This is a genomic window from Pseudomonas sp., from assembly GCF_030698175.1.
In the GTDB taxonomy this organism is placed as follows: domain Bacteria; phylum Pseudomonadota; class Gammaproteobacteria; order Pseudomonadales; family Pseudomonadaceae; genus Aquipseudomonas.
In genome coordinates this window covers 1-19331 of sequence record NZ_JAUYNT010000027.1, presented here as the reverse complement: position 1 = coordinate 19331, position 19331 = coordinate 1, and the positions used below count along the sequence as shown (strand labels likewise).

Genomic DNA, 19331 nt, shown 5'->3' with positions numbered 1-19331 from the left:
CCATGATTATTCCTGTGATTCTGTCCGGCGGTGCCGGTACGCGTTTGTGGCCGGTATCGCGCGAAGACCACCCCAAGCCCTTTATGCGCTTGCCGGATGGTCAGTCACTGCTGCTGAAAACCTACTTGCGCGCCGCCAGCCTGATATCGGCGGGCGGCGAGATAGTCACGGTGACTAACCGTGAGCACTACTTTGAAAGCCGCGATCATTTTGCTGAAGCCAAATTGACTCGTCACCACGCGCGTTTCTTGCTCGAGCCACAAGGCCGTAATACCGCCCCTGCAATCGCGGTAACGGCCTTGGCCTTGGCGGCCGAGCATGGTGAAGATACGGTGCTGGTGGTGATGGCGGCCGATCATCTGATTCATGATCTAGCGGGCTTTAATCAAGCCACCGAACATGCTGTGGCTTTGGCTCGCCAGGGTTATTTGGTCACCTACGGCATTCGCCCAACGGCGCCTGAGACTGGCTTCGGTTATATCGAAGCCGGAGATGCGTTGGATGAGCGTGGTGGCTGCCGCGTGTTGCGCTTCGTGGAGAAGCCCAATCAGGCTACAGCCCAAGAATACCTCGAGAGCGGCCGTTTCCTGTGGAACTCGGGAATGTTCTGCTTTACCGCCGGCAGCTTGATCAGTGAGCTGCAAGCTCATGCGCCCGAGTTGCTGGAGCTGGCGCGCACCTGTGTGGCGCTGAGTCCGCGCTCGGCGGGTGCGAATGCGCAGATGCAGGAGTTGCATGCGGCTAGTTTTGCGGCCCTACCGGATATTTCCATCGACTATGCGCTGATGGAGCGTTCGGCCCAGGTGGCGGTAGTGCCTGCGGCATTTGACTGGAGCGACATAGGTTCGTGGAAAGCGCTACGTGATCTGGTCGAACCCGATGCCGAGCAAAATCGTGCGCAAGGCGATGCAATCTTTATCGATAGTCGCAACACCTACGTGCAGAGCGAGGGTCGCTTGGTTGCCACCGTTGGGGTGGATGATCTGATCGTGGTTGAGACGCCCGATGCGATCCTGGTTGCCCATGCCGACCGTGCGCAGCAAGTAGGCCAAGTGGCCAAACGGCTGAAGCTGGAAAACCATCAGGCCTACCGCCTGCATCGCACCGTGTCACGCCCTTGGGGTTCTTACACCGTACTGGAAGAAGGGTCACGCTTTAAGATCAAACGCATAGTGGTAAAGCCGGGTGCTGCACTGTCGCTACAGATGCATCACCATCGCAGTGAGCACTGGATAGTGGTGCAGGGCATGGCCAAGGTGATCAATGGCGGTGAACCACGGCTGATCAACACCAACGAATCGACCTTTATCCCCGCTGGGCACCAGCATCGCTTGGAAAATCCTGGCGTCATCGACCTGATGATGATCGAGGTACAGAGCGGCGAATACCTAGGTGAGGACGATATCGTCCGTTTCGAAGACCACTACGGCAGGGTTCAGTAATGGCGGTTGGCATGGCCCGCGCGGTGTGGAATTACCGCGGCTTTGTGCTGGGCAGCGTGCAGCGCGAGTTTCAGACCCGCTACCGCAATTCGTTACTGGGCGCGGCTTGGACGGTGCTCAACCCGCTGTCGATGATTATCGTCTACACGGTAATCTTCTCGCAGCTGATGAAGGCCCGCCTGCCAGGCGTCGATAACAGCTTGGCCTATGGCATTTATCTGTGTTCGGGGATTCTGGCCTGGGGCTTTTTCTCCGAGGTGATCGGCCGCAGTCAGTCGGTGTTTTTAGAGCACGCCAACCTGATCAAGAAGTTGAGCTTCCCGCGCATCTGTTTGCCGCTGATTGTGGTGCTGAATGCCGGGGTGAACTTCGCCATCATCTTCGTGCTGTTTCTCGGCTTTCTGCTGGTGACGCAGAACTTTCCCGGCTGGGCGGTACTGGGGGTGATACCGGTGCTAATGATCCAAATCGCCTTCTCCATTGGCTTGGGCATCATCCTCGGCGTGTTGAATGTGTTCTTTCGCGATGTCGGCCAGTTTATGGGGATTTTCCTGCAGTTCTGGTTTTGGTTTACGCCCTTGGTGTATCCACTGTCGATTCTGCCTGAGGGTATTCAACCGCTGATTAATGCCAATCCCATGGTGCCGTTGATCGCTGCTTATCAGGGCATTTTTGTTTATGGCCAATGGCCGAACTGGTTGTCGCTCTGGCCGACCGCATTGCTGGCGGTAGCGCTTTGCCTGCTGGCCATGCGCTTGTTTCGCAAGCGCTCCGGTGAAATGGTGGATGAACTCTGATGGGCAGTATTCAAGTTACCCAACTGGGCAAGGCTTACAAGCAGTACCCCACACGCTGGTCGCGGCTGGCGGAATGGCTGATCCCCTTCTCGGCGCCGCGCCATCAGTTGCAATGGGTGCTGCAGGATGTGTCTTTTCTGGTCAATCCAGGCGAGGCGCTGGGGATTATCGGGATCAACGGCGCGGGCAAAAGTACGCTGCTGAAGATGATTACCGGCACCACCCAACCCAGTGCTGGGCAGATCCAGACCCAGGGGCGGGTCGCCGCCTTGCTCGAACTGGGCATGGGCTTTCATCCGGACTTCAGTGGTCGGCAGAATGTCTTTATGGCCGGGCAGTTGCTGGGCTTGAGCATGGAAGAGCTGCAGGCGCTGATGCCCGAGATCGAGGCCTTTGCCGAAATCGGCGAATATATGGATCACCCGGTGCGCACTTACTCCAGCGGCATGCAGATGCGCTTGGCGTTTAGCGTGGCGACCGCACGACGCCCGGACGTGCTGATCGTCGATGAAGCCCTGTCGGTGGGCGATGCCTATTTTCAGCACAAGAGCTTTGATCGCATCCGTGAGTTTCGTAAAGCCGGCACCACCTTGCTGATCGTCTCCCATGATCGTCAGGCGATTCAGAATCTCTGTGACCGTGCGATCCTCTTGGCCAAGGGGCGACTGGCGCTGGAGGGTGCGCCCGAAGAGGTGATGGACTTCTATGGCGCGATGATTGCCGAAAAAGAACAACAGACGGTCCGTCAGGAGCGTCTGGACAACGGCAAGGTGCGCACTATTTCCGGTACTGGCGAAGCGGGCTTTGCTGATATTGCCTTACTTAATGCCCAAGGGCAGCGGGTCGAGGTGCTCGAAGTGGGCAGTCAGGCGGTGCTTGAGGTTACCGTTGATGTGAAGGAGGCCATTCCACGCTTGGTGCTCGGCTTCATGATCAAAGATCGCATGGGCCAGGCGATTTACGGCATCAATACCCATCGCCTGCATCAGGCACTGGAAAACCTGTCGACCGGCGAGCGCATTGTCTATCGCTTTGCCTTTCCGGCTAACATTGGTAAAGGTAATTATTCGATTGCCTTGTCATTGTCACGCTTTGACTCGCACCTAGACACCAATTACGAATGGCGCGACTTTGCCTTGGTGTTTCATATGATCAACATCAAAAAGCCCGACTTCGTTGGCTGTAATTCGCTGGATGCTGACTTAAGCATCAAGCGCTTGCAGCAGACGGCCAGCGTATAAATATGTGTGAGAGCTCCATGCGTTTTTTGATTGAGTGCACCTACGTTTACGAACATCCGCAGGACAACTCGGGCATCCAGCGGGTGGTACGCAACATCATCCGCGAGCTTGGCGCTCAGCAGCCGGAGGTCGAGTGCGTGCCGGTGATGATGCATGGCGGTCAGCTGTATCGGGTCTTGAGTCTGGCTCCCTTGGCGGTAGACCGCAGTGCCACCCGGCGCCAGGCGCTAATCGTTAAGTTGGATCATGTGCGCAATCGCTACTGGTGGTGGCACTCACGGTTGGAGCGGTTGTGGCCGTTTGGTCGTTCAGCAACCGCGCGGCGCCTGCTCTATTGGCCATGCAAGCTGGTCAGCTTAGCAATCAGTTTGCCCTTGCGCGGGCTGGTCTGGCTGAACCGCAATGCACAACCTGCACCGCTGCGGGCGATACCGCTGCAGGCCCAGCCGGGCGATCAGTTGGTGTTACTCGATTCGTCCTGGCATGCCGATATCTTTCCCTTGGCGGAAAAGCTTAAGGGCCAGGGCCTGGGCATAGTTTCGGTGATCTACGACCTGATCCCGCTGACCCATCCGCAGTTCTGCGATGCGGGACTAGTAAAGGTGTTCGACAGTTGGTTTGACTGGATTGCCAAGACCGCCGATGGCTTTATGGCCATCTCCAAAACCATTAGCGAACAGGTTGATGCTGAAGTGCAGCGCCGGCTGGGTCCGGTAGCCGCCGCCAAGCGCTGGCACGGCCACTTCCACCTCGGTTCGGAACTGGACCTGCTGCGCGATGAGGCACGCCTCAATCCTGACTTACAGCGAATGTTCCGTGATCCGGCGCCGGTCTACCTGATGGTCAGCACCATAGAGCCGCGTAAAAATCACGCCTATCTGCTGGATGCTTTCGAGCGGCTATGGGCCCAGGGCAGTAATGCCCGGCTGTGCATCATCGGTAAGATTGGCTGGAAGTGCGAGGCGCTGGTCGAGCGAATCAAGCAGCACCCGCAGTGGGGCAAGCGCTTGTTTATGTTTAACCGGATCAACGACAAGGGCCTCGAATACGCCTACGCCAATGCCCGTGCGCTGGTCTTCCCGTCTTATGTCGAGGGCTTCGGCTTGCCGCTGGTGGAGGCCATGCAGCGCGGCTTGCCGGCCATGGCCAGCGACATTCCGGTGTTCCGCGAAATAGGCGGCGAGTTTATGGCTTATTTCGATCTGGCTGATCCGCAGAGCTTGGCTGATCGGGTGCTGCAGTTCGAATCCACGGGTAGCTTCCCGGCTCCCCGGCCGGTAACTGATTGGCAGTGGATCGGCTGGCGTGAGGCCAGTCAGCAGCTGATCAGCGGCACCCTCAATGGCCTGCGCAACAATCAACAGGTAAGTCATAGCCATGCGGATCGCCCTTAACGCCGGCATCCTGCGCGCGCCGCGTACCGGCATTGGTCAGTATCTGGTCGAGTTGGTGCAGGCGTTGGCGGTTTATCCCGAGTTTGAGCTGGCGTTGTTCAACGGCTGGAATTACTCGCCTGAGTTGCCCAGCGCTTCGTTGCCGGGCTACTCGCGGGTGAGTGGGCTGATCAAGCGCTGCGTCCCTAGTGCCTATGCCTTGCGCCGGCTGATTGAGCAGCAGCGCTTCACTAGAGGGGTTGTGGGAGCGGATCTCTATCACGACCCGAGCCTGTGGCCGTTTGAGTTCGACGGGCCGATGGTGATGACCCTGCACGACCTGACTCACGTGCATTTCCCCGAAACCCAGCCGGCCGATCGCCTGCTCGAGATCGAGCGACATGCCGCCCGTAGCGTCGAGCGGGCACGGCGAATTCTGGTCGACTCGCAGTTTATCGGCGAGGAAGTCTGTCGCCATTACGGAGTGCCCACCGAGCGGGTGGTGGTCGCGCCATTAGGCTGCGCCGCGCGTTTTCACTCGCGCACGCCTGCGCAGTTGACCGCGCCGCTGCAGGCTCTGGATTTGCAACCTGGTCGTTATCTGCTGTGCGTCGGCACCCTGGAACCGCGCAAGAACCTGCAGTTAGCCTTGCGCGCCTATGAGCTGTTGCCGGCGGCGCTGCGCGCGCAGTATCCGCTGGTCATAGTCGGCATGCCGGGCTGGCGCCCGGAGCAGCTGGCGGCGCCCTTGCAGCGGGCACTGGCTACAGGGCAGGTGCGGCTGCTGGGTTACCAGAGTGATACGTGCCTCGCCGAGCTGCTGGCCGGGGCGCGGCTTCTGCTGTTTCCTTCGCTCTATGAAGGCTTCGGCTTGCCGGTGCTGGAGGCAATGGCCAGCGGCACTCCGGTGATCCTCAGCTCGAGCTCGGCCTTGCCGGAAGTGGCAGGCGGCGCCGGAACCTATATTGATCCGCAGGACGAGCGTGCCTGCGCCGACGCCATCCAGCGTTTAATTGACGATCAGCCAGAATGGCAACGCCGGCGCGATGCAGGTTTGCTGCGCGCCCAAGAATTTTCCTGGGGACGCTGTGCGGCGATTACCGCGAGTGTGTACCGACAGGTCCTGGAGGGCTGATGCGCGTTTTACATTTTTTCAAAACCTACCTGCCCGAATCCGTCGGTGGTATCGAACAAGTCATCTTTCAGCTCTGCCAGAGCGGTGCCGCCCACGGCGTGCACAGCGAGGTGCTGACCCTCAGCGCCAACCCTGAGCCGCGCGAGGTGATGGTCGCCGATCACAAGGTGCACAGGGCAAAATTGGATTTACAGATAGCCTCCACCGGTTTTTCCGTCAGCGTGTTCAAGCGTTTTCGCGAGTTGGCCGCGCAGGCAGACATCATCAATTACCACTTTCCGTGGCCATTTATGGATATGGTGCACTTCGCCTCGGCGGTGAACAAACCGGTGGTGGTGACCTATCACTCGGATATCGTCCGGCAAAAAAACCTGATGCGGCTCTACAGCCCGCTGATGCATGCTTTTCTGCGTCGCGCCGATCGCATTGTTGCCGCGTCACCCAATTATCTTGAGACCAGCACGGTGCTGGCGCGTTATCGGGATAAAACCGTGGTGATCCCTTACGGCCTGGATCGCAGCGGTTATCCGGTACCCAGTGAATCCTATGCGGCTGCCTGGGAGCAGCGTTTCGGTCGACGCTTCTTTCTGTTTGTCGGGGTGATGCGTTACTACAAGGGCCTGCATATTCTGCTGGAGGCCGCGCAAGGGACGAATTACCCGATTGTGATAGTCGGTGCGGGGCCGCTGGAGCAGGAGTTGCGCGAGCAAGCGGCCAGGCTCGGATTAAGCAATGTGCACTTTCTCGGCCGCCTGGGTGAGGAGGACAAGGTCGCCTTGTTGCAACTCTGCAGCGCGATTTTGTTTCCTTCGCATTTGCGCTCCGAGGCCTTCGGCATTTCCTTGCTGGAAGGCGCCATGTACGGCAAGCCGATGATTTCCAGCGAGATAGGTACCGGCACCAGCTATATCAATATTCACGGTGAAACCGGGTTGGTGGTGCCACCGAGTAATCCGGCTGCCTTTCGCGAGGCCATGCGTAGGCTGTGGGATAATCCCGCGCAAGCGCAGGAGATGGGCCGCAAGGCCAGTCAGCGCTATGAGCAGCTGTTCACCTCCGAGCAGATGGGCCGGCAGATGGCGCAGCTGTATCGGGAGTTGTTAGGCCGCCAGTAAACGGCAGGCATAAAAAAACCGGCGCAAGGCCGGTTTTTTTATCGGGTTGGAAAAGGCGATTAATCGACCGCTTTAACCAGTGCCTCGATTACCTTTTTGGCGTCGCCAAATACCATCATGGTCTTGTCGAGGTAGAACAACTCGTTGTCCAGGCCGGCGTAGCCGCTGGCCATCGAGCGCTTGTTGACGATCACGGTCTTGGCTTTGTAAGCCTCGAGGATCGGCATGCCGGCGATTGGCGAGTTTGGATCGTTCTTCGCGGCCGGGTTGACCACGTCGTTGGCGCCCAGTACCAGCACCACGTCAGCCTGGCTGAACTCGGAGTTGATGTCGTCCATCTCGAACACTTGCTCGTAAGGCACTTCGGCCTCGGCTAGCAAGACGTTCATGTGGCCAGGCATACGACCGGCTACCGGGTGGATCGCGTACTTCACGGTCACGCCACGGTGAGTCAGCTTCTCTACCAGTTCCATCAGCGCGTGCTGGGCGCGGGCCACAGCCAGGCCGTAGCCCGGAACGATGATCACGGTGTCGGCGTTGCTCAGCAGGAACGCGGCGTCGTCGGCAGAGCCGGACTTCACCGGGCGAGCTTCTTGGGCGCCGGCCGGGCCATCAGCAGCAGGCGCGCCACCGAAACCACCGAGGATCACGTTGAAGAACGAGCGGTTCATCGCCTTGCACATGATGTACGAGAGGATCGCGCCGCTTGAGCCCACCAGGGAGCCAGCGATGATCAGCATCGAGTTGTTCAGCGAGAAGCCGATACCGGCCGCCGCCCAGCCCGAGTAGCTGTTGAGCATCGACACCACCACCGGCATGTCGGCGCCGCCGATTGGGATGATGATCAGCACGCCAATCACGAACGCCAGCGCCAGCATCAGCGCGAAGGCTTGCAGGTTGCCGGTGAGGGTGAACACCAGGCCCAGGCCGATGACGGACAGGCCGATCACCAGGTTGAGCTTGTGCTGACCCTTGAATTGCACAGGTGCGCCTTGGAACAGGCGGAACTTGTACTTGCCCGACAGTTTGCCGAAGGCAATCACCGAACCGGAGAAGGTGATCGCGCCGATGGCCGCACCGAGGAACAACTCCAGGCGGTTACCGGCTGGAATCGCATCGCCCAAGGTGGCGACGATACCCAGCGATTGCGGCTCAACCACGGCGGCAATGGCGATAAATACCGCAGCCAGACCGATCATGCTGTGCATGAAGGCCACCAGCTCAGGCATCTTGGTCATTTCGACGCGCTTGGCCATGATAGTGCCGGCAGTGCCGCCGACCAACAAGCCAACCAGTACGAAGCCCATGCCGTGCAGCAGGTTCAGATCGACGCCGCGCTGCTTGAATTCGGCGATTTTCATCAGAATCAAGGCGATGGTGGTGCCGGCGGCCAAGGCCATGCCGAGCATGCCGTAGAGGTTGCCGCGCCGCGAGGTGGTCGGGTGCGACAAGCCTTTGAGGGCCTGGATAAAGCAGATCGAGGCGATCAGGTAGAGGATGGTGACGAGATTCATGCTCATGTCAGTGGGTCTCTCCCTTAGTGGCAGGCACCGGCGTTTTTGGCGCCTTTTTCTTGAACATTTCCAGCATCCGTCGGGTCACCATAAAGCCACCGAAGACGTTAACTGCTGCCAGCGTTACCGCCAGCGTGCCCATCACTTGGCCCAATGGGGTGACGGTCAGGGCGGCGGCCAACATGGCGCCGACGATGACGATCGCCGAGATGGCGTTGGTCACGGCCATCAGTGGGGTGTGCAATGCAGGGGTGACGTTCCAGACCACGTGGTAGCCAACATAGATGGCCAGCACGAAAATGATCAGGTTGTAGACCCCGTGGGAGATCAGCATTTCTTCCATTGTCGTAATTCCTCTTAACCGTTGCTGCGCACGACGGCGCCGTCGCGGCACATCAGGCACGCGGCGACGATGTCGTCTTCAAGGTTGACGTGGAACTTGCCTTCGCCGTCGATCACCAGCTTCAGGAAATCCAGCAAGTTACGGGCGTACAGCGCGGATGCGTCGGCCGGCACCAGGGTCGCCAAGTTACCGTAACCAACGATGGTCACGCCGTGCTTAACCACTACTTGGTCGAGTTCAGTCAGCGGGCAGTTGCCGCCTTGGGAGGCCGCCAGGTCGATGATTACCGAGCCGGGTTTCATCTCTTCAACCGTGGCCGCGTGCAGCAGCGTCGGCGCCTTGCGGCCTGGGATGAGAGCTGTCGTAATAACAATATCGGCCAATTTGGCCTTCTCGTGCACGGCACCGGCCTGGCGTTGCATCCACGATGCCGGCATTGGCCGGGCATAACCGCCAACGCCTTCGGCGCATTCGCGCTCTTCGTCAGTCTCGAACGGCACATCAACGAACTTGGCGCCGAGCGATTCGATCTGCTCTTTCACCGCCGGACGTACGTCCGAGGCTTCGATCACGGCACCCAGGCGCTTGGCCGTGGCGATCGCTTGCAGACCGGCCACACCGGCACCCAGGATCAGGATGCGCGCGGCTTTAACGGTACCGGCAGCGGTCATCAGCATCGGCATAAAGCGCGGGTAGTGATGAGCGCCGAGCAGCACGGCCTTGTAGCCGGCGATATTGGCTTGCGACGACAGCACGTCGAGGCTCTGCGCGCGCGAGGTGCGCGGCGCGGCTTCGAGGGCGAAGGCGCAAATGCCACGGGCGGCCATGCGCGCGATGGTTTCGCTGTCGAACGGGTTGAGCATGCCAACCAGCACCGCGCCGGCCTTCATCTGCGCCAGTTCAGCGTCATTCGGGGCCAGCACCTTCAGCACCAGATCGGCACCGAGCACTGTCGCGGCGTCGCCAATGGCGGCGCCAACCACTTCATAGACGTGATCGGGCAAGCTGGCGCTAACGCCGGCACCGGATTGAACAGTCACCTGATGGCCGTGGGCAATCAGCTTCTTGATGGTTTCCGGGGTCGCGGCAACGCGCGTTTCGCCGGCATGGGTTTCGAGAGGAACACCAATGTGCACTTGAAATCTCCTGCGTGTGATCGATTAGATAAACCAGCTCACTACGTTGGCAAGCTGGGGTGGCTGATCAGCACAAACTAACCCACGGCGCAGGGCTGCATGCCGGTGGGGGCGGCATTTTGCCGGCGAATGGCCAGTCCATCAACCCATTCTGTAGCAGTGCTTGCGGGTGACTACATCGGTAAGCCTTGGGCGGCACCTGGTAAGTCTTGGCAAAGTCAATTGGCACTAGGGCTGCAGGGCGGCTGTTGGGTATTTTTGACAGTCGTTAATGAGTGTCATGAATGACCGTTTATCAGGTCGAAAGAACTTGGCTGAACGGGCTGCAGGCCTGATTGTCAGGCTGCTGGATTAGAATAGATTAATGTTTTTTATCAAATGCATAAGCGATTACTTATGCCTGCGTGTAGCGCCGCAAATTACCAACTACTTCGCCGGCCGAGCGGTGCTGTCGAGCGCTGCTGCGCTTATTGCATGCGCTTAACGGGCAGCGCTTTACCGGCCTGGACGCGGGTCAGAAAGACCGCGTCTGAGCCTTGATGATTGCTTGGCGAGAACGCCACTTTGAAGCCGCCTAGATCAGTGTTGAGGTATTGCAGGGCGTCAGCCAGCTCGGCCCGCGTCGGTTGCGCACCGGTGTTGGCCAGGGCTTTGGCGAAAACCATCGCCGCGATATAGCCCTCCAGCGAGGCATAGCCCACCTCGCTTGGTTTTATGTCGGCCAGGTAATCGCGAATAACGGCCAGAGAACGGTCATGTGGCGATGGCATGACCTGGGTGATATAGACCCCATCGCCGTCGGCGCCGGCGGCGCTAATGAAGTTCTCGGTACCGATAAAAGACACCGTAAAAAAACGCGCCGTAACGCCGCTGGCTTTGGCCTGCTTGATTGCTGCGGCCAATTGCTGGTAAGTGCCGACGAACACAATCGCATCTGGCGTGGCGAGCTTCAGCGCCGCCACCGCGCCGTTAACCTGTAATGAATTACGCTGGATCCGTGCTTCGGCATGGATGCGCATGCCACGTTTGTCCAAGGCCCCAGCGAGGCCGCTCTTGACCGCCTCGCCGAATGAGTCGTCCTGCATCAGCAGGGCGACTTTTTGGCTGCCAAGATCCTTGTTGATGCGCTCAACCAGCTCTTCGGTTTCATCAAAGTAGGAGGCGCGCAGGTTGAAGGCCCACTTCTTTAGCGGCGTGCGCAGAAACTCGGCGCCGGTGAACGGGAACAAATAGGGCACCTCGGCCTGCGCGGCAATTGGCAGCGCCGCTCTTGAGGTGGGGGTGCCGACGTAACCGAGCAGGGCAAATACCTGGTCAACCTTGATCAGTTGTTCGGTCAGGGCGGCGCTGCGGGCCGGCTCATAGCCATCGTCTTTGAGAATCAGGGTGATTTTGCGGCCATTCACCCCGCCCTCGGCGTTGATTCGGGCAAAGTAAGCCGCGGCGCCGGCGTACATGCCTAGGCCCAAGCCCGCTGCCGGGCCACTTTGGGCATTGACCATGCCAATACGAATATCGTCCGCGCTCACCCCGTTCTCGGCCCAGGCGGCCAAGCCGGGCAGCAGACCGAGCATAAGGCTAATAAACAGGTGGAGCAGCGGTCGGGACGTCATCAACGGGCTCCTTGGCTTCGGCGTTTGGCGTTTTGCGGCGCGCAGTCAGCGCGTAAATGGCTCTGATGGGGTCGCGGTTTTAGTCGTGAACCTGTTCACAGGATAGTCACCCCGCAGCGACTCGTCGAAATAGCCGTGCGGCGAACATGCCCACCGGCATCTGTTTCGCCCCCGCCTTTGGCTCGCCAGTAAGGGTTATGACTCAGTTATGCGTTGCGCAGGTTGCAATTTTTAGGCGGGGGTGTGGCGTTTAGCGCGTCACTGGGCACCGCCCCGGCAACGCCAGACCAGGGGGATAATCCGCGCTGCAGGCCGTCTGAGCGCCTCAGGCGTTCAAGGCAGCAGTCGCGTCAGGGCGCAGCGCAGGCTGGCGGGGATGCTCACCGGGAGGTTGCTGAGCCGGTCGACAAATACATGCACGAAGCGCCCGGCCGCAGAGGCCTCGGTTTCGCCGAGCTTGAAAATCGCCAGCTCATAGTGCACTGAACTGTTGCCCAGTTTGCCGACCCGCAGGCCGACTTCGATGCGCTCGGGGAAGGCGATGGAGGCGAAGTAGTCGCAGCTGGAACTGACCACCAAACCTATGACTTGCCCGGCATGAATGTCCAACTCTCCGACCTCAATCAGGTAAGTATTTACCGCGCTGTCGAAGTAGCTGTAATAGACCACGTTGTTGACGTGACCATAGAGGTCGTTGTCGTGCCAGCGGGTGCTGATCGGCTGGCAATGCCGGTAGTCGCTACGCAGATGCTGGGGCTGGGGCTGGCTCATGAGGATTTCCTGATTCAAAAAGCGGCTTGATAGATCGCCAAGGCATCCGCCTCGCTGACCTCACGGGGGTTATTCACCAGCAGGCGCTGCTGTTGCATGACGTCGCAAGCCAAGCGAGGCAGCAGCTCTGCGGGCACCCCGGCATCGCGCAGACGGCTGGGCAGCCCGCAACGCTGATTCAGCTCGCTCAGCTCTTGGATAAATTGCTCGCAGAGGCTCTGCTCCGAGCCTGCCTGCAGACGCTCACCCAGTAGCAGCGGCGCCAGCTCGGCATACAGCCCGACGGCGACCGGAGCGTTGAAGCGCAGCACATGGGGCAGCACCAGGGCGTTGCTCAGGCCATGGGGGATATGCACGTGCCCGCCCAGCGGATAGGCCAGCGCATGCACCGCCGCCACCGGGGCATTGGCAAACGCCTGACCGGCCAGGCACGAGCCGAGCAACATGGCCTGGCGCGCGGCGCGGTTCTGCCCGTCGTGCACGGCGGCATCGAGGTTGGCCGCCAGCAGGCGCAAAGCCTCACGAGCGAGCAGGTCGGACAGCGGATTTTTCTTCAGCTTGCTGGTGTAGGCCTCGATGGCATGCACCATGGCGTCGATGCCGGTAGCTGCGGTGACTGCGGGCGGCAGGCCGAGACACAGGTCGGCGTCCAGCACGGCCAGGTCCGGCAACAACAGCGGCGAGACCACCCCCATCTTGCTGGTCGCGCCGGTGGTGATGATCGCAATCGGGGTGACTTCCGAGCCGGTGCCGGCGGTGGTTGGCACCTGAATCAGCGGCAAGCGCTGGCCTTTGGCATTGCCGACGCCATAGATATCGGCGAGCTTTTGCAGGCACAGCGGGTGGGCCAGTAAGGCCACCAGTTTGGCCACATCCATCGAACTGCCGCCGCCGAAACCCACCACCAGCTGCGCCTGCATCCCCCGCGCCTGTTCGACTGCAGCCATGACCACCGCTTCCGGCGGATCGGCCAACACCTGATCGAACACCTGCACCGCCACCTCCTCGGCGGCAAAGCCCGGCAGCAACCCGTCGAGCATGCCCAGTCGGGTAATCCCCGGATCGGTAACGATCAGCACCGATTGCGCGCCGCGCTCCCGGCACAGGACACCCAGGCGCCGGACAGAACCGGTTTCGCAAAGGATCTGCGCGGTGGTGGCAAAACTGAACGGCTGCATGCTGATTCCTCGGCTGGTTGTGTGGGTGTCGCAAGAGCTTGCGGCTAAAGCCCGGTCAAAACGCGAAATGCGCTTCCGGCAGCGCCATCAAACAGGCCGCGCCGCCGAGCAGGGCTTCGCGGTGGCCGCTGGCCCGTGGCAGCACGCGGCGCAGGTAGAAGGTCGCGCTGTGCAGCTTGGCCTGATAGAACGCCGCCTCGCCGCTGCCCGCCTCCAGCGCATCCTGGGCACGCGCGGCGGCCTGCAGCCAGCAACCGGCCAGCAACACATAGGCCGAGTACTGCAAAAAGTCTACCGAGGTGGCGCCGATTTCCTGCACGTCGCGCTGGCTCATGGCGATCACCTCGCTGCTCAGCTCACGCCATTCGCTCAGGCGCGCCCGCATCGCGTGTGCCAACTCGGCCAAGACCGGACGCTGCGCCTGCTGATCGCACAACTGGCTGAACTCGGCCTGCAGCGCCGACAGCTCGCTACCACCATCGCCGAGCAGCTTGCGGCGGATATAGTCGAGCGCCTGGATGCCGTTGGTGCCTTCGTACAGCTGGGTGATGCGACTGTCGCGCATCAGCTGCTCCATGCCCCATTCGCGGATAAAGCCGTGGCCGCCATAAACCTGCACGCCGAGGCTGGCGACTTCCTGGCCCATGTCGGTGAAGAAGGCTTTGATGATCGGGATCAGCAGCGCCGCGCGCGTACCGGCGGCCTTACGCACCGGCGCATCCGCTGCGCCATGCTCAAGGTCGAGCTGGCGCGCGCAGTAGGCGGCGAGCATGCGTGAACCTTCCACCAGAGTCTTCTGGGTCAGCAGCATGCGCCGCACGTCTGGGTGATTGATGATTGGGTCGGCGGCTTTTTGCGGCTCAGCCGCACCGCTCAAGGCGCGCGATTGCAGACGCTCACGGGCATAACGCAAGGCGCCCTGAAAGGCCGCTTCGCCGATACCCAAGCCCTGCAAGCCAACCTGAAAACGCGCGTCGTTCATCATGGTGAACATGCCCGCCAGGCCCTGATTGGCCTCGCCGATCAGCCAGCCAGTGGCGCCGTCGAAGTTCATCACGCAGGTGGAGGCGCCCTTGATACCCATCTTGTGTTCGATGGCGCCACAGCTCAGGGCATTGCGCGCCCCCAGCGAGCCGTCGGGGTTGGCGATAAATTTCGGCACCAGCAACAGGCTGATGCCCTTCACCCCGGCCGGCGCATCCGGCAGGCGCGCCAGCACCAGATGGATGATGTTCTCGGTCAGGTCCTGCTCGCCGCCGCTGATAAAAATCTTGCTGCCGCTGATCTGGTAACTGCCGTCCGCCTGGGGTTCGGCGCGGGTGCGCAGCAAGGCCAAATCGGTGCCGGCCTGGGGTTCGGTCAGGCACATGGTGCCGGTCCATTGGCCGCTGACCATCTTGGCCAGATAGGCCTGTTTGAGTTCTGCGCTGCCGTGTTTATGCAGCGCCAGCACCGCGCCTTCGGTCAGCCCGGAATAGACCCGAAACGACAGACTGGCGCCCATCAGCATCTCGTGAAAATTGCACGCCAGCAGTTGTGGCAAGCCTTGGCCACCGAACTCGACGGGCCCAGTCATGCTCGCCCAGCCGTTGTCGACGAACTGTTGATAGGCCGCCGGGAAACCGTCCGGGGTGATCACTGCACCAGCGTTAAGGCTGCAGCCCTGTTCATCACTGTGGCGATTAAGCGGCGCCACCACCTCGCCGGCATAGCGCGCGGCCTCTTCCAGCACGCCATCGATCAGTTCGCGATCGAGGCCGTTACCCAGCTGCTGGCAATGGCCGCTGATATCGAACAGCTCATGCAGGACGAAACGCATATCGCGCAGCGGGGCGTGATAACTCATGCCCGGCCACCTTTAACGCTGGCAAAAGTCTGGCCGCTGGCCGCCAGTTGTTCGATCAACTTGGCCGGTTGCCAATGCTCACCAAACTGCTCCTGCAGCGCGCGCAGGCGGGCCAGCAAATCGGCCGCTCCCTGGCTGTCGGCCCAGCTCATCGGCCCGCCCTTATCTACCGGGAAGCCGTAGCCGTTGAGGTAGACCAGATCGATGTCCTGGCTGTTATCGGCGATGCCTTCCTGAAGAATCTTCGCCCCTTCATTGACCAGCGCCAGCAGACAACGCTCGAGGATTTCTTCCTGGCCGATGTTGCGGCGGTTGAAGCCCAGCTGCTCGGAGACCTGCAGCACCAGCGCATCGACTTCTGGGTCCTGCTCGGCCTGGCGGCTGCCTGCGGCGTAGCGGTAATAGCCTTGGCCGGACTTCTGGCCGCAGCGGCCCAGTTCACACAGGCGGTTATCCACCTGCACCGCCGGATCGTCCTGGCCAATACCGGCCAGTTCACGGGCCCGCCATTCCAGATCGATACCGACCACGTCGTACATGCGAAACGGCCCCATGGCAAAACCGAAGCCTTGCAGCGCGGCGTCCACCTGATGCGGATAGGCGCCTTCGAGCAGCAACATGCGCGCCTCGCGCACATAGGTATGCAGCATGCGGTTGCCGATAAAGCCGTGGCAGTTACCGGCCACCACGCAGGCTTTGCCGATTCGCTGGCCGAGCGCCAACATGGCCTCGAGCACCGCCGGCGCGGTCTGGGCGCCACGGACGATTTCCAGCAATTTCATGATGTGCGCCGGGCTGAAGAAATGCAGGCCCAGCACCTGTTCCGGCCGGCCGGTGACGGCGGCAATTGCATCGATATCCAGCGCCGAGGTGTTGCTGGCCAGGATCGCCGTCGGCTTGAGCAGGGCATCCAGGCTGCGGAAAATCTGCTGTTTGAGTTCGAGGTTCTCGTACACCGCCTCGATCACCAGATCGGCCCCGGCCAGCGCCCCATAGCCGTCCACTGCCTGCACACAGGCAAGGCGCGCGGCGGCCTGCTGCGGCTCGAGGCGGCCCTGGCTGACGCTCTTGGCCCAAGTCTCGGCAATCGCTGCCAGCGCCTGTTCGAGCATCTGCGGGTTGTTGTCCAGCCACAGCACCGGAATGCCGGCGTTGGCCAGGCTCATGACGATGCCACGGCCCATGGTGCCGGCGCCGATCACGGCGACCTGCTGAATGCTCAATACGCTGCTGCTCATCGGCTGACCCCGGGGATAAATGAAAACGCCCACCAGCCTAGGCAAGTCGCTACTATTTGAGAAATTTAGTCTTGTGATAGTTGGTATTTGACCAATGAATATCTTGAGTTTCGATCTCAACCTGTTGCGGGTGCTCGACGCCTTGCTACGCGAACGCAATGTCTCGCGCGCCGCCGAGCGCCTGGCCCTCAGTCAGCCGGCGGTAAGCAATGCCTTACGGCGGCTGCGCGAACTGCTCGACGATCCGTTGCTGGTGCGCGTTGGGCGCAGCATGCAAGCCACCCCGCGCGCCCTCGAACTGGAAGGGCCGCTGCGGGCGGCGCTGCAGCAGATCGAACAGAGCCTCAGCCAGGGCCAGCCCTTCGATCCGGCCAGCAGCCGCCAGCGCTTGCGCATTGCGCTGACCGACTTCGTCGAGTTGATCTGCATGCCGCGCCTGTTGCAGCAACTGACCCTGAGCGCGCCGCAGATGCAGATCGCCATCCAGCACCTGACCCCGAGTCTGCCAATGGCGGCGCTCGATCAGGGTGAGCTGGACCTGGCCCTGGGGCGTTTCGAGGAGGTGCCGGAGCGCTTTGTGCGCCGCCGCTGGCTGAGCGAAACTCTGCAGGTGGTGGCCCGCCGCGACCACCCGCTGCTGCAGCGGGCGCCCGATCTGGAAACCTTTCTGAGCCTGCGCCACCTCTGGGTCCACGGCGGCCAAACGCGCGGCATGGTCGATCAGTGGCTGACGGAGCAAGGCCTGGCGCGGCAGATCGTCTACACCACCCCCAACTACCTGCAGGCTGCGCACATCGCCGCCAGCACCGACCTGGCGGTGGTGCTACCGACCCAACTGGCGCGCTACTTCGCCGGCTTGTTGCCGCTGCAACTGTTTGAGCTGCCATTTCAGCTGGAGCCCTTTCACCTGGACATCGTCAGCCTGGCCCTGCGCGAGCGCGATGCGCCGCTGCAGTGGCTGATCGAGCAGATTCAGGCCATAGGTCAGGGCTGATGGTGGCTGAGTGATGCGCCGCACGGCGGCAAAATCCGCATTTAGCGCTTGTGCTGGCCCGCACCGATTCACAAAAAATCCGCCAAAGCGATTGACCGTCATGCCGAACTGCGTTTTATAGCGCTCTGCGTTCACAGAAGCGTGGCCATCCGTAACTGGTTTTGTTTTGGGCATACAACAACATGCATAACCCTACCGTGCCACTGCGGCGTCTGCCGTTTACCTTTGCCAAGCGCCATGGCGTGTTGCTGGACGGCCAGTGCCTGCAGGCGCGGGTGGGTGCCAGTTTGAATGCGGTGCAGGAAGCTCAGCGCTTCGTCGGCGCCGTGCTGCCGCTGACCTGGCTGGCGGTGCCGGCCTTCGAGCAGGCGCTGAGCGATGCTTACCAGCACGACTCCTCCGCCGCCATGCAGATGGTCGAGGACTTGGGTTCGGACATGGACCTGGCCAGCCTGGCCGAGCAGATCCAGGAAACCGAAGACCTGCTGGAGCAAGAAGACGACGCGCCGATCATCCGGCTGATCAACGCCATCCTCGGTGAAGCGATCAAAGAGAACGCCTCCGACATCCACGTCGAGACCTTCGAGAAGCGCTTGGTGATACGTTTTCGCATCGACGGCATTCTGCGTGAGATGGTCCAGCCCAAGCGCGAATTGGCGGCCTTGCTGGTGTCGCGGATCAAGGTGATGGCCAAGCTGGATATCGCCGAGAAGCGCGTGCCGCAAGACGGGCGCATGTCGCTGCGGGTCGGTGGTCGCGAGGTGGATATCCGCGTGTCGACCCTGCCCTCGGCCAACGGTGAGCGGGTGGTGATGCGTTTGCTCGACAAACAAGCCGGCCGCCTGACCCTGCAACACCTGGGCATGAGCGAGCGCGACCGCAGCCTGATGACCGAGGCGGTGAAGAAACCCCACGGCATCATCCTGGTCACCGGCCCGACCGGCTCGGGTAAAACCACCACCCTGTATGCCAGCTTGGTCAGCCTGAATGATGGCACGCGCAATATCCTCACCGTCGAAGACCCGATCGAATACCACCTCGAAGGCATCGGCCAGACCCAGGTCAACTCCAAGGTCGAGATGACTTTCGCCCGTGGCCTGCGCGCCATCTTGCGGCAAGACCCGGACGTGGTGATGATCGGCGAAATCCGCGACAAGGAGACCGCCGAGATCGCCGTGCAGGCCTCGCTGACCGGCCACTTGGTGCTCTCGACCCTGCACACCAATACCGCCATCGGCGCCGTGACCCGGCTGGTGGACATGGGCATCGAGCCGTTTTTACTGTCCTCATCCCTGCTCGGCGTGTTGGCCCAGCGTTTGGTGCGGGTGCTCTGCCCGAGCTGCAAACAACCCTATCAAGCCGATGCCGCCGAGTGCGCGCTGGTGGGCGGCGACCCGGCCACACCACCGACCCTGCATCGCGCGGTGGGCTGCAGCGAGTGCCGGCAGCTGGGTTATCGCGGCCGTACCGGCATCTATGAACTGGTGATGTTCGACGACGCCCTGCGCACCCTGGTGCACAACGGCGCCAGCGAGCAGGAGATGACCAAGCATGCGCGCCGTTTTGGCCCAAGCATTCGCGACGACGGCATGCGC

16 protein-coding genes are annotated in these 19331 nt (G+C 61.2%); 8 read left to right on the top strand and 8 right to left on the bottom strand.

Annotated features, from left to right (window positions below; all coding sequences use genetic code 11):
* The first annotated feature begins 2 nt into the window (after window positions 1-2).
* The 6 genes from Q8R10_RS14280 to Q8R10_RS14255 are packed head-to-tail and all read left to right on the top strand — an operon-like array spanning window position 3 to window position 7103.
* The gene (locus Q8R10_RS14280; protein WP_305654510.1) at window positions 3-1442 is read left to right on the top strand and encodes a mannose-1-phosphate guanylyltransferase/mannose-6-phosphate isomerase; all 1440 of its coding nucleotides are present in this window, start codon (window positions 3-5) and stop codon (window positions 1440-1442) included.
* Window positions 1442-2239 carry an ABC transporter permease gene (locus Q8R10_RS14275; RefSeq protein WP_305654509.1) on the top strand — a complete coding sequence of 266 codons (798 nt, stop codon included), beginning with the start codon at window positions 1442-1444 and terminating at the stop codon, window positions 2237-2239. Before Q8R10_RS14280 ends, Q8R10_RS14275 begins: the two co-directional genes overlap by 1 nt.
* Window positions 2239-3480 carry an ABC transporter ATP-binding protein gene (locus Q8R10_RS14270; protein ID WP_305654508.1) on the top strand — a complete coding sequence of 414 codons (1242 nt, stop codon included), beginning with the start codon at window positions 2239-2241 and terminating at the stop codon, window positions 3478-3480. Before Q8R10_RS14275 ends, Q8R10_RS14270 begins: the two co-directional genes overlap by 1 nt.
* Before the next feature lie 17 nt (window positions 3481-3497).
* On the top strand, window positions 3498-4874 hold the full coding sequence (locus Q8R10_RS14265) for a glycosyltransferase family 1 protein (RefSeq protein ID WP_305654507.1): 1377 nt from the start codon (window positions 3498-3500) through the stop codon (window positions 4872-4874).
* Window positions 4858-5988, top strand: a complete 1131-nt coding sequence (locus tag Q8R10_RS14260) for a glycosyltransferase family 1 protein (protein ID WP_305654506.1) — start codon at window positions 4858-4860, stop codon at window positions 5986-5988. Before Q8R10_RS14265 ends, Q8R10_RS14260 begins: the two co-directional genes overlap by 17 nt.
* Window positions 5988-7103: a glycosyltransferase family 4 protein gene (locus Q8R10_RS14255; protein ID WP_305654505.1), complete on the top strand. Its 1116-nt coding sequence runs from the start codon at window positions 5988-5990 to the stop codon at window positions 7101-7103. Before Q8R10_RS14260 ends, Q8R10_RS14255 begins: the two co-directional genes overlap by 1 nt.
* Window positions 7104-7162: 59 nt before the next feature.
* On the opposite strand, the gene Q8R10_RS14250 is transcribed toward Q8R10_RS14255, so the two are convergent.
* The 8 genes from Q8R10_RS14250 to Q8R10_RS14215 form a co-directional block, all read right to left on the bottom strand.
* Window positions 7163-8623, bottom strand: a complete 1461-nt coding sequence (locus Q8R10_RS14250) for an NAD(P)(+) transhydrogenase (Re/Si-specific) subunit beta (RefSeq protein ID WP_305654504.1) — start codon at window positions 8621-8623, stop codon at window positions 7163-7165.
* Window position 8624: 1 nt separating this feature from the next.
* Complete coding sequence (locus tag Q8R10_RS14245; RefSeq protein WP_305654503.1) at window positions 8625-8960, bottom strand: NAD(P) transhydrogenase subunit alpha; 336 nt, start codon at window positions 8958-8960, stop codon at window positions 8625-8627.
* A 14-nt stretch (window positions 8961-8974) separates the two neighbouring features.
* Window positions 8975-10096 (bottom strand): Re/Si-specific NAD(P)(+) transhydrogenase subunit alpha, encoded by a 1122-nt coding sequence (locus tag Q8R10_RS14240; RefSeq protein WP_305654502.1) that lies wholly within the window; start codon window positions 10094-10096, stop codon window positions 8975-8977.
* Window positions 10097-10563: 467 nt separating this feature from the next.
* Window positions 10564-11709: an ABC transporter substrate-binding protein gene (locus Q8R10_RS14235; RefSeq protein ID WP_305654501.1), complete on the bottom strand. Its 1146-nt coding sequence runs from the start codon at window positions 11707-11709 to the stop codon at window positions 10564-10566.
* Between the two features lie 333 nt (window positions 11710-12042).
* A complete protein-coding gene (locus Q8R10_RS14230; protein ID WP_305654500.1) occupies window positions 12043-12480 on the bottom strand; it encodes a thioesterase family protein in 438 nt (145 codons plus the stop codon).
* Window positions 12481-12494: 14 nt separating this feature from the next.
* A complete protein-coding gene (locus Q8R10_RS14225; RefSeq protein WP_305654499.1) occupies window positions 12495-13658 on the bottom strand; it encodes an iron-containing alcohol dehydrogenase in 1164 nt (387 codons plus the stop codon).
* Window positions 13659-13713: 55 nt separating this feature from the next.
* The gene (locus tag Q8R10_RS14220; protein ID WP_305654498.1) at window positions 13714-15504 is read right to left on the bottom strand and encodes an acyl-CoA dehydrogenase C-terminal domain-containing protein; all 1791 of its coding nucleotides are present in this window, start codon (window positions 15502-15504) and stop codon (window positions 13714-13716) included.
* Entirely contained in the window at window positions 15501-16742 is a 1242-nt protein-coding gene (locus Q8R10_RS14215; RefSeq protein ID WP_305654497.1) for a 3-hydroxyacyl-CoA dehydrogenase, read from the bottom strand. Before Q8R10_RS14215 ends, Q8R10_RS14220 begins: the two co-directional genes overlap by 4 nt.
* Before the next feature lie 94 nt (window positions 16743-16836).
* Here Q8R10_RS14215 and Q8R10_RS14210 point away from each other — a divergent pair, with 94 nt between their 5' ends.
* Both Q8R10_RS14210 and gspE read left to right on the top strand, forming a co-directional pair.
* Entirely contained in the window at window positions 16837-17736 is a 900-nt protein-coding gene (locus tag Q8R10_RS14210; protein ID WP_305654496.1) for a LysR family transcriptional regulator, read from the top strand.
* Between the two features lie 182 nt (window positions 17737-17918).
* Window positions 17919-19331 (top strand): type II secretion system ATPase GspE (gene gspE / locus Q8R10_RS14205; protein ID WP_305654495.1); only part of this gene is annotated, 1413 nt, incomplete at its 3' end.